This window comes from Symbiobacterium ostreiconchae (assembly GCF_055396975.1).
In genome coordinates, this window is sequence record NZ_AP042454.1 from 701,534 (window position 1) to 714,999 (window position 13,466).

Annotated in this window: 17 protein-coding genes; 2 read left to right on the forward strand and 15 right to left on the reverse strand. The window is 67.3% G+C overall.

What is annotated here, in order from left to right; genetic code table 11:
- Positions 1–456 carry a CtsR family transcriptional regulator gene (locus ACZ5UM_RS03460; RefSeq protein ID WP_464846971.1) on the reverse strand — a complete coding sequence of 152 codons (456 nt, stop codon included), beginning with the start codon at positions 454–456 and terminating at the stop codon, positions 1–3.
- 190 nt (positions 457–646) lie between these two features.
- Positions 647–1,819, reverse strand: coding sequence for a class I SAM-dependent rRNA methyltransferase (locus ACZ5UM_RS03465; RefSeq protein WP_464846972.1), 1,173 nt, complete (start codon positions 1,817–1,819; stop codon positions 647–649).
- Positions 1,820–1,966: 147 nt separating this feature from the next.
- Here ACZ5UM_RS03465 and ACZ5UM_RS03470 point away from each other — a divergent pair, with 147 nt between their 5' ends.
- Together ACZ5UM_RS03470 and ACZ5UM_RS03475 are read left to right on the forward strand one after the other, a co-directional pair.
- Positions 1,967–2,215 carry a hypothetical protein gene (locus ACZ5UM_RS03470; protein WP_464846973.1) on the forward strand — a complete coding sequence of 83 codons (249 nt, stop codon included), beginning with the start codon at positions 1,967–1,969 and terminating at the stop codon, positions 2,213–2,215.
- Positions 2,202–2,981 carry a PepSY domain-containing protein gene (locus ACZ5UM_RS03475; protein WP_464846974.1) on the forward strand — a complete coding sequence of 260 codons (780 nt, stop codon included), beginning with the start codon at positions 2,202–2,204 and terminating at the stop codon, positions 2,979–2,981. Before ACZ5UM_RS03470 ends, ACZ5UM_RS03475 begins: the two co-directional genes overlap by 14 nt.
- Positions 2,982–2,996: 15 nt before the next feature.
- Here ACZ5UM_RS03475 and fusA read toward each other — a convergent pair whose 3' ends face one another.
- The 13 genes from fusA to ACZ5UM_RS03540 form a co-directional block, all read right to left on the reverse strand.
- The gene (gene fusA / locus ACZ5UM_RS03480; RefSeq protein ID WP_464846975.1) at positions 2,997–5,084 is read right to left on the reverse strand and encodes an elongation factor G; all 2,088 of its coding nucleotides are present in this window, start codon (positions 5,082–5,084) and stop codon (positions 2,997–2,999) included.
- A 299-nt stretch (positions 5,085–5,383) separates the two neighbouring features.
- Entirely contained in the window at positions 5,384–6,040 is a 657-nt protein-coding gene (gene ppaX, locus ACZ5UM_RS03485; RefSeq protein ID WP_464846976.1) for a pyrophosphatase PpaX, read from the reverse strand.
- Positions 6,041–6,147: 107 nt separating this feature from the next.
- Positions 6,148–6,597, reverse strand: coding sequence for a 4Fe-4S binding protein (locus tag ACZ5UM_RS03490; protein WP_464846977.1), 450 nt, complete (start codon positions 6,595–6,597; stop codon positions 6,148–6,150).
- Positions 6,598–6,621: 24 nt separating this feature from the next.
- On the reverse strand, positions 6,622–7,245 hold the full coding sequence (locus tag ACZ5UM_RS03495) for a hypothetical protein (protein ID WP_464846978.1): 624 nt from the start codon (positions 7,243–7,245) through the stop codon (positions 6,622–6,624).
- A 37-nt stretch (positions 7,246–7,282) separates the two neighbouring features.
- The gene (locus ACZ5UM_RS03500) at positions 7,283–8,221 is read right to left on the reverse strand and encodes a c-type cytochrome (RefSeq protein WP_464846979.1); all 939 of its coding nucleotides are present in this window, start codon (positions 8,219–8,221) and stop codon (positions 7,283–7,285) included.
- 29 nt (positions 8,222–8,250) lie between these two features.
- Positions 8,251–8,415, reverse strand: coding sequence for a hypothetical protein (locus ACZ5UM_RS03505; RefSeq protein WP_464846980.1), 165 nt, complete (start codon positions 8,413–8,415; stop codon positions 8,251–8,253).
- 18 nt (positions 8,416–8,433) lie between these two features.
- Entirely contained in the window at positions 8,434–8,967 is a 534-nt protein-coding gene (locus tag ACZ5UM_RS03510) for a Rieske 2Fe-2S domain-containing protein (RefSeq protein WP_464846981.1), read from the reverse strand.
- A gap of 48 nt (positions 8,968–9,015) precedes the next feature.
- Positions 9,016–9,777, reverse strand: coding sequence for a menaquinol-cytochrome C reductase (locus tag ACZ5UM_RS03515; protein WP_464846982.1), 762 nt, complete (start codon positions 9,775–9,777; stop codon positions 9,016–9,018).
- 13 nt (positions 9,778–9,790) lie between these two features.
- On the reverse strand, positions 9,791–10,570 hold the full coding sequence (extP, locus tag ACZ5UM_RS03520; protein ID WP_464846983.1) for a selenite/tellurite reduction operon b-type cytochrome ExtP: 780 nt from the start codon (positions 10,568–10,570) through the stop codon (positions 9,791–9,793).
- A gap of 242 nt (positions 10,571–10,812) precedes the next feature.
- On the reverse strand, positions 10,813–12,039 hold the full coding sequence (locus ACZ5UM_RS03525) for a 4Fe-4S binding protein (protein WP_464846984.1): 1,227 nt from the start codon (positions 12,037–12,039) through the stop codon (positions 10,813–10,815).
- A 65-nt stretch (positions 12,040–12,104) separates the two neighbouring features.
- Complete coding sequence (locus ACZ5UM_RS03530) at positions 12,105–12,266, reverse strand: hypothetical protein (protein WP_464846985.1); 162 nt, start codon at positions 12,264–12,266, stop codon at positions 12,105–12,107.
- A gap of 13 nt (positions 12,267–12,279) precedes the next feature.
- Positions 12,280–12,465, reverse strand: a complete 186-nt coding sequence (locus ACZ5UM_RS03535; RefSeq protein ID WP_464846986.1) for a hypothetical protein — start codon at positions 12,463–12,465, stop codon at positions 12,280–12,282.
- Between the two features lie 24 nt (positions 12,466–12,489).
- Entirely contained in the window at positions 12,490–13,452 is a 963-nt protein-coding gene (locus tag ACZ5UM_RS03540) for a cbb3-type cytochrome c oxidase subunit II (protein ID WP_464846987.1), read from the reverse strand.
- Positions 13,453–13,466 lie beyond the last annotated feature (14 nt).

Here is a 13,466-nt window from a genome sequence, read left to right on the forward strand (position 1 = left end):
TCAGAAGCGCAGGATTGCCGTGAGCATCGCCTTCAGCAGACTGGCCCGCAACGCATCCCGGTACGGCAGCTCCAGCCCCAGGACCTCCCGCCGCATGGCCGCCTCCATCATGGCCGCCTCGCGGTTATCGATCAGCCCCTCCTCCTGCAGCCGCCCGATGATGTGAAGGGCCTCATTCTGGCTCACCGCATCGCCGATCTGCCGCTCAATGAGATCCTGCAGGTCCTCGAGGTTCTTGATGTTCAGGCGGATGATACGGATGTACCCCCCGCCTCCGCGGCGGCTCTCCACCAGGTACCCCCGCTCCGGGGTGAACCGGGTGGTCAGCACGTAGTTGATCTGCGAAGGCGCGCAGTCAAACAGGGCGGCCAGCATGGCCCGCCGCACCTCCAGGATCTCCGTCCTGCTCAGGTGCTCCTTCAGGTAGCGTTCGATCTTGTCGGCCAAGTTGGCCATCGGGCGCACACCCCCTGACCTTGTTTGACCTTTCCACCTTCCACTCTACCCAATGGCCGGCGGCCGGGCAAGTGCCACTTGTCACGAAATGCGAGCCTCTACGCAGTTTTCCCAGGGATGCCCTTTCGGAGACCTCTTCTGACCTTGTTTGACGTTCGCGAAGCCGCCGCGGGAACGGCCGGCCCGGAGATCAGATCACTTCGTAAATGTGGCACTTCAGGTAGTGGCTCTCGTCGTAGCCGACCACGATGGGGTGATCGACGGCCTGGGCCCGCTCCTCCACCAGCCGCAGGCGGCGGCGCGCGTCCAGGGCCGCATCGGCCACCACGGCCCGGAACAGGTCCGGCGTCATGTGGTAGGAGCAGGAGCAGGTCACGAGGAAGCCGCCTTCCTCCAGCATCCGCAGGGCCCGCAGGTTGATCTCCTTGTAGCCCCGCACCGCCCCCTCCAGGGCCGCCTTGCTCTTGGCGAAGGCGGGCGGGTCCAGCACGATCACGTCGAACCGCGCCTTCTGCGCCTCCATCTGGCGGAGGATGTCGAAGGCGTTGCCGACCTGGAAGCGGATCCGGTCGCGCAGGCCGTTGCGGGCGGCGTTCTGCTCCGCCGCAGCGATCGCCTCGGCGGACGCGTCGATGGCGATGACCTCACGGGCCCCGGCGGCCGCGGCGTTAAGGGCAAAGCCGCCGACGTTGCAGAAGCAGTCGAGCACGCGCCCGCCGGCCGCGTAGCGGCGCACCGCGAACCGGTTCTCCCGCTGGTCCAGGAAGTAGCCGGTCTTCTGCCCCGTCGCGACATCCACCTCAATCTCCAACCCGTTCTCGACAATCGTGAGCCTCGGGTCGAACTCGCCCCGCAGGAAGCCCTTCCGCTCCTCCAGCCCTTCCAGCCGGCGCACGGGCACGTCGTTCCGCTCGTAGATCCCGCGGGGGCGCAGCAGTTCGTCCAGGATGTCGACAATATCCGGCAGCCACCTGTCGATCCCGAGCGCCAGGGTCTGCACCACCAGGATGTCGCCGAACTTGTCCACGATGAGCCCCGGCAGGAAGTCGGCCTCGCCGAAGACCACCCGGCAGGCGCCGGTGTCCGGCAGCAGCCGCTGCCGGTAAGCCCACGCCCGTTCCAGCCGGCGACGGAAGAACGCCCGGTCCACCGGCTCGTCCTGCGCGGTCAGCATCCGCACCAGGATCTGCGAGGCGGGGTTGATGTAGCCCTTGCCGAGCAGCCGGCCGCGAAAATCCACCACCGTCACCACGTCCCCCGGGGCAAACTCGCCCCGGACCTCCTCCACATCGCCCTGGAACACCCAGGGGTGCCCCGCCTGCACGCGCCGGTGGCGCCCCCTGGCCAGCTGCACCACTGCCATGGCTTTTTCTCCCTCCGTATTCAGATTCAGCACTATGGTACCGTTAGCCTTCCCGGCGCGCCAGCACGGAGCGGGGCCGGCCGCGCGGCCGGCGCGACATGGAAGGAGGCCCGCCCGGGCAGACTACCGGGCGAGGGGGCGATGGATATGGGGCGCAGACAGGAACCCGAAGCGGTGCGTACGTCGGTGACCGGCACCCACGCGACGGGTCACCATCTGAACGAGGCAGCCGAGCGAGGCCGCAGGGCAGAAGTCCCGGCGGAGGGGCTGGTCTGGATCGAGCAGGAGGACCAGGCCAAGCAGGGCAGGGCCCGGAAGGGGGATCTGCGCAGCGCCACCGCTGCGCCTGACCGGCCCCATCCGACCGGGAGGCCGGAGACCGGTGGCCGGCACTAAGACGGGAAGGGGGCGGAGGCTGCGGCTGAGAGCTTCCGCCCTCGCCGCCGCGCTCGCGGCCGTTCTGCACACAGCTTCCGCGGCGGCACCGCCCCCGGCGGACGGCCTGCCCATCCCCCGGGACTGGATCCCGCCCCTGCCCCAGGTGGCCGGCCTCAGGCTCAGCCTCAGCGTGCCCGTCGAACCCGGCGCCGCGCCGCTGCCGCTGTACGCCGCGCACCTCGACCACCGGCCGGTGATCGCCCTGATCCTCGACCGGCTGACGGACTCGCGCCTCGCGGCCGGCGCCGCCACGCCGTCTGCGGGAGGCGGCGTGCTCCTCATCACCCTGCGCACCGGCCCGGTGCTGGCCGTGCATCCGGCGGGGAACTGCGCCGAGCCCCCCGGGGAGGCCGGCAGGGGCTACGTCTGCCCGCCTTCTCCTGCGGAGGTGATCCTGCGCCGGGGAGACGGCCTGCACCTGCGGCTGCACAACCCGTGGATGGCCGCCTGGCTTCAGGGGGGCTGGCGCGCGCACCTCCCTGCCGGCGAGCCCCGGCTGCTGGACCGTGCCGGCGCCATCGCCCTGGCCCGAGAACAAAGCCGCCTGCCAGACTGGCAGGCGAGCTTCGTCGCGGAATATCCCGTTGAACGGCCCGGGGGGACCGAGGTGAGGCCGGCATGGCTCCTTGAGGCCGCACTGCCGGCCGGCCAGCGCATCCGGCTGGTCCTGGACGCCCGCACCGGGGAGGTGCTGCGCCTGGTCCAGCAGGAGGCGCTGGAGTAGCGGGCTGCCCCCGGCCTACTCCGAGTCCTCCTTCCGGCTGGCCGCCGCGGCCTCGATGACGGCCTTGGCCACCTGCGCCGGGGCCTCCTCGTAGTGGTCGAACTCCATGGTGAACTGGCCGCGGCCCTGGGTCATCGACCGGAGATCGATCGCATAGCGGTGCATCTCCGCGAGCGGCACCATCGCCCGGATGACCTGCTTGCCGTCGCCGGTCGGCTCCATGCCCGAGATCCGGCCCCGCTTCTTGTTGAGGTCGCCCATGATGTCGCCCATGTAGGACTCGGGCACGACCACCTCAACCCGCATGATCGGCTCCAACAGGATCGGCTTCGCGTTCATGAAGGCCTGCCGGAACGCATTGCGGGCGGCGATCTTGAAGGCCATTTCCGAGGAGTCGACGTCGTGGTACGAGCCGTCCAGCAGGGTGCAGCGGACGCCGGTCACCGGGTAGCCGGCCAGCACGCCCTCCGCCATGGTCTCCTGGACGCCCTTGTCGACCGCCGGACGGAAGTTGAGCGGAATGGCGCCGGCGAAGATCTTGTCGACGAACTCGTACTCGCCCTCGGGCAGGGGCTCGATCTCGATCTTGCAGTGGCCGTACTGCCCCCGGCCGCCGGTCTGCTTCTTGTGCTTGTACTCGCCCTCGGCCTTGCCGCGGATGGTCTCCTTGTAGGCCACCTTCGGCTCGCTCAGGACGGCTTCCACGCCGAACTTCCGCTTCAGCCGCTCGATCATCACGTCCACGTGGGTCTCGCCCAGGCCGGAGAGGATCGTCTCGTTCGTGACCGGGTCGCGCCGCACCGTGAAGGTGGCGTCCTCCTCTGCGAGGCGCTGCAGGCCGGAGCCGATCTTGTCCTCATCGCCCTTGGACTTGGGCGCCACGGCGACCGAGTACACCGGCGAGGGGAAGTCGACGGGCGGCAGGATGAAGGGCTTGCCCTCTTCGCCCAGGGTGTCGTTGGTCTGGGTAACGGCCAGCTTCGCCACGGCCACGATGTCGCCCGGGCCCGCCTCGGTCACCGGCTCCTGCCCCTTGCCCTTGGGGATGAAGATGTTGCCGATGCGCTCACTGCGGCCGCGCGTGTGGTTGTACACCGTCGAATCGCCGGTGAGCTTGCCGGTGAAGACCCGCATGACGGTCATCCGGCCGACGAAGGGGTCCGCGGTGGTCTTGAAGACCAGCGCGCTGAAGGGCTGGTCGTCGCTCGCGGGCCGGCTCACCGGCTCGCCGTCGGGCGTCTCGCCGAGCACTTCGCCGCGGTCGGCCGGCGACGGCGCGTAGGCGACGACGGCATCCAGCAGGGTGCTGACGCCGATGTTCTTCGCGGCAGAGGCGACCAGGACCGGGACGATGTCGCCCTTCACCACGCCCAGCCGCAGGCCCCGCTCCAGCTCCTCCTGGGAGAGCTCCCCCTCCTCCAGGAACTTCATGGTCAGCTCGTCATCGGCCTCCGCGGCCAGCTCCATCAGCTTCTCGCGGATCTCCGCGACCTGCCCCTCGAACTCGGCGGGCACGGCCTCTTCCTTGACCTGCTTGCCGGAGAAGATGTAGGCCTTCTGCTGCACCACATCCACGACACCGCTGAAGCTGGCCTCGGCGCCGATGGGCAACTGGAAGGGGACGACGCCCCGACCCCAGGCCTCCTCCAGGGCGCTCAGCGTCCTCTGGAAGTTGGCGTTCTCCCGGTCCATCTTGTTCACGACGATAAAGCGGGAGACCCCGGCACGGAGCGCGTGCTCGTAGGTCAGCTCTGCGCCCACCTCGATGCCCGCCACGGCGTCCACCAGGAGAATGGCCGTCTCGACGACCCGAAGGGCCGCCTTGACCTCGCCGACAAAATCAAAATACCCGGGGGTGTCCAGCAGGTTAAACTTGTGGCCCTTCCACTCCAGAGGCGCGATGCCCATGGAGATAGAGACCTGCCGCCGGATCTCCTCGGGATCAAAATCCATTACACTATTTCCCTCATCGACGCGCCCAAGCCGATCGGTCGCCCCGGCCGAGAAGAGCATGGCTTCAGCCAGGGAGGTCTTCCCGGCCCCGCCATGGGCAATGAGGGCAACGTTCCGCACCTTTTCGACAGCAAATCTTCTCAACCCCATCTCCTCCTCAACGGTTGATGGACCTGCGCTCAGCCGGGGGGCCCCAGCAAGAACATACAGATGGGCAGGCGGTGACACAGGGGCGAAGTGCGCACCGCGGGGCGGTGCGCTTCCCGATGGCTGGGCGCCTGTTAGACCTCGCGAACTCGAAAACAAGCCCGATAGAGTTGCAACTTCGACCTGTCCGAAGGTGTCTCCTTCTGGCAGTCCCAATCTTATCCGAAAGCGCTAGCCTCCTCCGTAGATACTGTGCCACCACCCTTTCAGCCATACACGTCCGCCCTCGGGTGTCGGCCCGGTCAGACCGGCTCGCCTTCCGAAAGCACCAGCGGCACCAGGTCGGACGGATGCTCCACCCAGAAGTCCGGCTCCGCCTCCGCCAGGGCGGCCCTGTCCATCGCCCAGCCCACGGCCGCGGTGCGGCATCCGGCGGCCCGCCCGCAGCGCAGGTCCAGCGGGGAGTCGCCCACCATCAGGACCCGCGGCCCCGGGGCCACCCCCAGCCGCTCCAGGGCCAGCAGGGCGGGGTCCGGCTCCGGCTTGTGCCGCTGCGTCTGGTCCACCCCGACCACCACAGGGAAGTGCGGTTCCAGCCCGCAAAGGGAGAGCCCCCGGCGGGCCAGGGAGGTCACTTTGGACGTCACCACGCCCAGCTGGACCCCCGCCGCGTGCAGCGCCGCGACGGCCTCGTCCACCCCGGCAAAACGGCGCACCAGCCGGTCGTGGTGGCTGTGGTTGAACGTCCGGTAGGCCTCAAGGAGGGCGTCCGCCCGCTCCGGATCGAACGAAGCCAGGGCCGCGCGCAGGGGCACGCCGAAGTGCGGGTAGATCTCCTCCGGGGCCACTTCCCGCCCCAGCCAGGTCCGGAGCACGTGCTGAAACGATGTCACAATCAGGTGGTTGCTGTCGATCAAGGTGCCATCGAGGTCGAAGAGGACGGCGTCAAACTTCAGCAAAACGGTCTCCCTCCCTGAGACGGGGTTCGACTCGCGGCTCGGCGATACCTGCGCGCGATTCGACAATGGCAGAAGGAGCCCTCGACACCGAGGGCTCCTTCCCGAACCTAGGCCCTTCCCTCCGCCGCTGCGATGGGATGGAGTTCGCCCGGCGGAACGACGATGATCGCGCCCTTGGCGCAGACCTCCTCGCACTCCTTGCAGCCGACGCAGGCGTTGGGCCTCACCAGCACAGCCGTGCCGAAGAACGGGCCGTCCCCTGCCAGCTCCAGGCAGTCAAACGGGCAGATGTCCACACAGAAGTCGCACCCGGAGCAGGAAACGGGGTCGATGACCGGCTTCGGCCAGTCTGCCCGCTTCGCGATGCGCGGCTTGTACACGCCGAACTCGTCCGCAATCGCCATCACCGGGCAGCTGCGCACGCAGGCGTCGCAGTCGATGCAGAGCTTCGGGTCGATGTAGTGCAGCTGCTTGCGCTCGCCGCTGATGGCCTCGGTCGGGCACACGGCGACGCAGGCGGTACACCCGATGCACTTCTCGTCGATATAGTGCGGCACGGTTCTCCCTCCTCTTGGGGGCCACTAGCCGGTCTCGGGCAGGCGGCCTTCACGGAGAAGGCGCGTGATGCGGTATCGCAGCGACCTGCTGACCCCAGGACCGGGGCTCAGGGTCTCGACGAACCCGGACAGCGCTTCGGGGTTGAGCACGGGAACCCCGCCGTCCGGCTGGTCCTCCGGGGCGCGCATCCGGGAGAGGAGCACCAGGGGGATGACCTGAAGTTCGGCTGCGTCCGGCCAGCCGCGGAGTTCGGCCTGCACCCACCCGGCGCTCCGCACGGCCCGGGCCGCTGCCGCCTGGATCCGCCGCCTGGCCCGGGCCGAGCGCGCCGGCCCCGGCGAGTGCTCCGCGCACACAGCCAGCAGACCCGCCGGCCCGACCAGGAGGTAGTCCGGCCGCTCCCCGGGGGCGGATGACCAGTCGGTGATGATCCAATCGGGCTCCAGGGCCTTGAGGGCTTCCTCGATCCCCCGCTGCCCCGAGCGCTGCTGCAGCCGGGTGAGGGCCAGGGAGCCCACGACGCCGAACAGGAAGATGCCGAAGGTGGCGAACATGTTCCAGATCCGCATGCCCGTCACCTCGGAGGCCCGGAAGAGGCTCCCGACCAGGAAGGCGATGAGCAGCAGCGTGATCAGGTACCCCCGCACGGGACCACCCCCCCTCTCCCGGCGCGCTTCTGCGGCACTACTTCAGTCCCAGCAGGTACTGCGCGATGATGGAGATCTCCTCGTCGGTCAGCCGCCCCTCAAAGGCAGGCATGTAGTACGGCCCCTCGGAGACGACCCGCTCGCTCAGGTCGATCTCGGTGCTCGTGATGGCCCGGTTCTGGCTCCAGTAGATGGGCATCCGCTCATCGTGGGGCATGGCGTTGGGCCCGCTGGCCCGCTTGATCCACTCCTCCAGGAACTCCTGATCGATACCCCAGGCGCCCAGGCGGCTCAGGTCAGGGCCGATGTAGGCGCCCTTGGTGCCAATGATGTGGCAGGTGAGGCACTGGGTCTTGGCGAGGTCCCGGAGCAGCGCCTTGGCGGCGACGTTGACCTCCTCGGCGACGTCGGCGTCGGGCAGCGGGATGACGCCGGTCTCATCGGGGGTCAGGTCCGCCTCCGGAATCGGCGCCTTGGTGGAGTCGCCGACCATGTACCACTGGGACCCCGTCGGATCATCGTACATGATGAACAGCGTCAGCGCCTTGACGGCCTCCTCATCCATCGGGCCGCCGTGCTGCTTGAGCCAGGGGGGCATCTCCGTGTAGGACATCCAGGCGTCCTTGCCCTCAGGCGTCTTCACCCGGACCCACTGGTAGTGGTCCGCGTTCCCGGGGCGGCCCCTGGCGATCGTGTCGTAGAGGTAGTTGTAGATCTCCTTGCCGGCCGGAGAATTGGCATCCACCCGGAACTCGGCGCGGTTGAGCGGCATGCCCACGACGCCCTCGCCGTAGGGGCCGTGGCACTGCACGCAGTTCTCGGCGTACAGCTTGGCGCCCTTCAGCACGTACTCCTCATGCTGCCGGTACTCCGCGGTTGCCATCCGGAAAGGCTCCCGGATGCCCGTGCCCAGCAGCAGGATCGCAAGAGCCAGAGAGAGCAGCGTGATGACCTTATACTTCCTCTCGTTACGCACAAGCGGTGAGCTCCTTTCCGGTCACCGTTCTAGTAATCGCCGATCCAGCGCTGGATGAAGTAGACAGCAGCCAGTACGCCGAGGAACAGGGTCAGGACGATCAGGAGTTCAGTCGCTTCCGAGACCTTCACCCCGTGGTACCACGGGGTCGGGATCGGCGAGGCGTAGCCCAGGAGGCTGGTGAAGTTGAACATCGGACTGCCCTCCTCACCCTAGATCTTGACGGCGTGCTCGGGCTCGTGCCGCTGCCGTTCCATGATGTTGCCCGTGTTGACGAGCACCGTGCCATCGGGCTGCACGATGATCTCCATCATGTCCAGCGGGCGGGGAGCCGGGCCGGCGATGTTCTGCCCGGTGATCTCGTACACCGAGGCGTGGCACGGGCACATGAACTTCTTCTGGGTGGCGTTCCAGGGAACGGTGCAGCCCAGGTGGACGCACTTCCAGTACAGGGCCATCAGGCCGTCCTCGGTGCGGGTCAGGTAGTACTTGCCGTCCCGCACCACCACCACGTCGCCGACCTCCATCTCGTGGGCCTTCACCGGGGCGGGCACGATGCCGCCAAAACCGGTCAGCTTGATCGGCCAGAACATGCCGCCGGCGCCGGCAGCCGCCAGGCCGAACATCGCACCGATGGTGGCGAACATGGTGCTGCGCAGAAGCTGGCGGCGGGTCATGCCGTCTGCCGAAGGACCCGGGGCGGGCGGAGCCGCCGCAGCCGCACGGACCTGATTCTCAGCGGCCATGGAAGATCACCCTTTCCCAGAGGTTTGTCGTTCGGCGGCGAGACCGGCCTAGTGCGGGGGCTGCAGCTCCCACGGCCAGACCAGGTGCATGGACTCGCCCCGGAAGAAGGTGCCGATCGCAGACAGTACGATAAACGAAGTGAAGAAGAAGGTGTACAGCGCGATCATCACCTCGCGGGTGTTGGCCTGCCAGCGCCGCTTGACGATGACCGCCAGCACCCAGGGGATGCCGATCATCAGCACCAGCGGGATGAAGATCGACCCGACCCACGAGACCGCCTCGGTCGGCAGCCCCGTCTGCTCCAGCAGATAGGTGACGGTGGCGGAGATCCGGTAGGATCCCTCGGGCATGCCCGGCACGCGCACCACCTCGTCCACCAGCACCAGCGCGATCTCGATGACCGCGGTGTAGATGGCGGCGAAGATGGTGATGGGCACCCCCTTCTTCGTGGAGAACCAGATGCCGCTGCCCCGCCGGTCCCGGTCGATGTACGGGATCATGGCCAGCAGCACCAGCGCGGCCCCCGGCACGATCACACCTGCCAGCGCGGGGTCCATGTGCAGGAGCAGCTCCTGCAGCCCCAGGAAGTACCACGGCGCCTTGGCCGGGTTGGGGGTATGGTCGGGATTGGCCATGTCCATCAGCGGCGCGTCGATGAAGGTGGCCATGAGCGCAAACGCGAGGATCGCGGTGATGGCCATGATCGCCTCGATCGAGACGAGGAAGGGCCAGGTGTAGACCATCTCTTCCTTCTGACCGGGCTTCACCTTGGGGCCCGTCTGCTGATATTTCTCCGGCGCCTCAGCCATCCGAGCTCCCTCCCTACTCATTCGTCTCGCCGGCGGCCAGCGCCAGCTCCTCCTGCTCCTCCTCATCCTCGTCGTACGGGATGGGGGTGGAGATGCCGCCGTCCTTGCGGATGCGCCAGAAGTGCACCGCCATCAGCGAGATACAGGCGAGCGGCAGCAGGATCACGTGCAGTGTGTACCAGCGCACCAGCGTGGACGGGCCGATGTCGAAGCCGTCCAGCAGCGCCCGCTGGACGTACGTGCCGATGACCGGCGTCACCTTGGCCATGTTGGATCCGACCTGAATGGCCCAGTACGCCAGCTGGTCCCAGGGCAGCAGGTAGCCCGTGAACGAAAGCAGCACGGTGATGAGGAAGAGGACGACGCCGATCACCCAGTTGAACTCCCGGGGCGGCTTGTACGAACCGGTGTAGAACACCCGCGTCATGTGCAGCCAGACGGCGATCACCATGCCGTGGGCCGCCCACCGGTGCAGATTGCGGGCGAACGGACCGAAGATGACCTCGGTGTCCAGCGCCTTCATCGACTCGTAGGCGCCGGGCACGGCCGGAACGTAGTAGAACATCAGCCAGACGCCCGTCACCGTCAGCATCAGGAACATGAGCAACGACAGCCCGCCCAGGCCCCAGGTGTAGCTCATTCGCACGGCGCGCCGCGGCACCTTGACCGGGTGCAGGTGCAGCACAACGCTGTTGAGGATGACCAGGACCTGATTGCGCGGGGTGTCCGGGTATTCATTCCGGTAGATCGACTTGTAGAGCGTCGTGTTCTTGAATCTGGCCCACAGACTCACCGAACCAGCACCTCCCCATTATCGGAAGCCAGCGACCCGGAATCCAGCCAGCCACACTGCGCAACAGCATACATTATAGCCGCAATTCGGCTTTACAGGCAACATAAAACCATCGTAAGTGCTGTTATTGAGTGTCAGAAAACATGTGCTGTATATACCCCCCCGGTGCCGGCTCGGGCAAAGTGACTGTCCTTTTTGTCTAGTCCGAAGGACTACGTTCGCGTCTTTACGGCACAAAAGGATCAATAGACCACATGGACCGTGTCGAAGCTGGCCTCCGCCCCGCTCTGCTCGCCAACGACGCGCACGGTGAAGCGGTGCGTGCCGACAACCCGCTCGGTGGGGTGCACCGTGAGACGCACTGAGGCCCGCTCGCCGGGGGCCAGGTGAATGTCAGACCGCTCAAGGGCAGCCCAGTTCTCCGGCAACCCGTCCACGTACAGGTGGAACAGGTCGCCCTTGTCGCCCAGGTTGATCACCGAAACGGACATCACGCTGCCGCTGCTGACCGGTCCCCCGGCAGCCAGCACCTGACTGTGGTTCTTCGCGACGATCAGGTCGACCAGCGGCCGGTTGGCCAGCATATAGGCCGAGAGCCCCCCAAGAACCACGGTCAGCGTCAGCGGCAGCACCAGGCGCGGGGCCAGCAGCCGGATGTTCTGCCACAGCCGGCTCCGGTCGCTGAGGGCCACCGCCCGCTCCCCCGATCCGATCACGAAGTTGAGCACCCGAGGCACCTTCCGGGCCCGGGAGACCAGCGCACAGGCGTCCAGGCAGTCGCCGCAGACCACGCAGTGCTTCTGCTCTGCGGTGCGCGGGTCCACCCCCATATGGCAGATCTCCGCGCAGAGGCCGCAGGTGGCGCAGATGTCCCGGTTGCCGGGCAGGTTGATCACCTGCAGGTGCATCGTGTCGGCGTTGGAGATGATGGACTGCAGGTGGCCGTACGGGCAGACGACACGGCAGACGGCGGTGCGCCACCAGGCCATCGCCAGCGTGAAGAAGAGGCCGAACCCGAGGATGAACAGGGTGGGACCTGCGGGCACCTGTCCGGCCAGGTACCGGGCCAGCAGCGCCCGCCCGTCGCTGAAGTAGCTCCAGACCACGAAAGCCCCGAACAGGCTGATGCCCAGGGAAAGCAGGGTGCTGCCCGCGCGCCCCAGGCGCCGGTCCCAGGTCCGGGTGAGCTCGTTGAACAGGTTCTGGGGACAGACCCACCCGCAGAACACCCGGCCGAACAGCAGGCTGGCGGCGATGATGGTGTAGATCACCGTCACCAGCAGCATGAAGAAGACAAAGGTGTGCTTCACCCACAGTCGGGTGCCGAACAGGTAAAGCGACATGCTGGGCACGTCAAACCGGAAGAGGTTCACGAAAGGTGAGAGGATCAGCAAAGCCAGCACGGTCAGCTGAGACGCGCGCCGGTAGCGGCGGATGACCGTCTGCACCTTGCCGAGGCGGCTCTTCATCTCCATCCCCCTCCGAAGGTGAGCCAGACCCCCCCGCCACGCGGCGAGGGGGTGGCGTCGCTGCGCTAGAAGCCCGTGGGACTGCTGGGCCCGAAGCGCAGGTTGGCGGCCAGGTAGTACACGAAGAAGATCGCGATCACGGCGTAGACGAGCAGCAGGAACTTGGGCACCGGGGGCGAGGCGTGGCCCTGTTCCGGCTCCATCTGCGGCCGAGTCTCCTCAGACATGCTCCTACCTCCCTCAGCGCGTGACGGGCTTATCGTCCTCGACGTACTTGTACTTCACGTCCTCGTCCATGCTGGTGCTGCCCGACAGGAACGCCCAGTACATCACCACGGCGACCACGGCCCACAGCGCCAGCACGATGATCAGCAGGAACCCGCTGGAAACGTTCAGATCGCTGAATCGGGTCCACTCGATATCCACGGCGGAGTCCCCCTTTCAGGGCGCCTACTCCTGGGTCCCCAGCCACTTGATGTAGGTGGTCAGGGCCCAGCGGTCCTCGTCCGAGAGGCCGTTCAGCCGCCAGGCGGGCATGCCGGAGCCAGAACCGTCCTCCTTCAGCGTGCCTTCCGAGATGACCCAGAAGATGAACTGGTCGGAGTGGACCTTGCCGGCCTCAAACCAGTTGGTGGGGTAGGGCGGGGAGCCCCAGCCGTCTTCCGCGGTCATGCCCCGCATGTCGGCGCCGTGGCACTGCAGGCAGCCGTTGGCCTCGATGAGTTCCTCGGCCCGGGCCAGCACGGCCGCGTCGTCGACGGAGTACGGGTTCTGCAGGTCACGGTACTCGTCAGGCAGGATGTCGTCGGTGGCCTCCAGGATGTTCGGCCCGGGGTACTTGGCCAGGGTCTGGATCGGCACCGCCCAGTCGCGCAGGACCAGCAGATACTCGGCCAGCGCGTCCAGCTCATCCGGCGGCAGGTGGGCGTACGAAGGCATGATCGAGTTGGGCTCCGTCGAACGCGGGTCGATCAGGTGGGCGATGTGCCACTCCTTGGAGGGGAGCCGGTGGCCGACGTACTTCAGATCAGGACCGGTCCGCTGTGAACCCAGCAGGGCCGGATTGTCGTTGCCGTAGTCCTCGGGACGGGTCGGCCGGCCGCCGACGGTCCTGCCGTCATCCAGCGTGACGGCCGGCGCCTGGAAGGCGGCGTCGTTGGGAAGCGTACGGACCTGCTGCGTGTGGCAGTAGAAGCAGCCTTCACGGATGTAGATCTCCCGCCCCCGCGCCACCTGCGGGCTGATCGGCTTGCCGTCGGGGAACATACCCGCATAGCGGGGCGACGAGGGCGATGCGGCGTACAGGTCCTCCTGCATGAGCGGCACCGCGACAGTGATCACCACGGCGAAGGCGAGCAGAAGGAAGGCGCCGAGACCCAGCAGTGCAGCGTTCCGCTCGAACTTGTTGCCCATTGCAGCGCACCCCC

Excerpts from the sequence above, each read along its gene's own strand:
- ACZ5UM_RS03460 (WP_464846971.1), bottom strand. The coding sequence starts at position 456 with ATGGCCAACTTGGCCGACAAGATCGAACGCTACCTGAAGGAGCACCTG.
- ACZ5UM_RS03465 (WP_464846972.1), bottom strand. The coding sequence starts at position 1,819 with ATGGCAGTGGTGCAGCTGGCCAGGGGGCGCCACCGGCGCGTGCAGGCG.
- ACZ5UM_RS03470 (WP_464846973.1), top strand. The coding sequence starts at position 1,967 with ATGGGGCGCAGACAGGAACCCGAAGCGGTGCGTACGTCGGTGACCGGC.
- fusA (WP_464846975.1), bottom strand. The coding sequence starts at position 5,084 with ATGGGGTTGAGAAGATTTGCTGTCGAAAAGGTGCGGAACGTTGCCCTC.
- ACZ5UM_RS03505 (WP_464846980.1), bottom strand. The coding sequence starts at position 8,415 with ATGTTCAACTTCACCAGCCTCCTGGGCTACGCCTCGCCGATCCCGACC.
- ACZ5UM_RS03510 (WP_464846981.1), bottom strand. The coding sequence starts at position 8,967 with ATGGCCGCTGAGAATCAGGTCCGTGCGGCTGCGGCGGCTCCGCCCGCC.
- ACZ5UM_RS03515 (WP_464846982.1), bottom strand. The coding sequence starts at position 9,777 with ATGGCTGAGGCGCCGGAGAAATATCAGCAGACGGGCCCCAAGGTGAAG.
- ACZ5UM_RS03525 (WP_464846984.1), bottom strand. The coding sequence starts at position 12,039 with ATGAAGAGCCGCCTCGGCAAGGTGCAGACGGTCATCCGCCGCTACCGG.
- ACZ5UM_RS03530 (WP_464846985.1), bottom strand. The coding sequence starts at position 12,266 with ATGTCTGAGGAGACTCGGCCGCAGATGGAGCCGGAACAGGGCCACGCC.
- ACZ5UM_RS03540 (WP_464846987.1), bottom strand. The coding sequence starts at position 13,452 with ATGGGCAACAAGTTCGAGCGGAACGCTGCACTGCTGGGTCTCGGCGCC.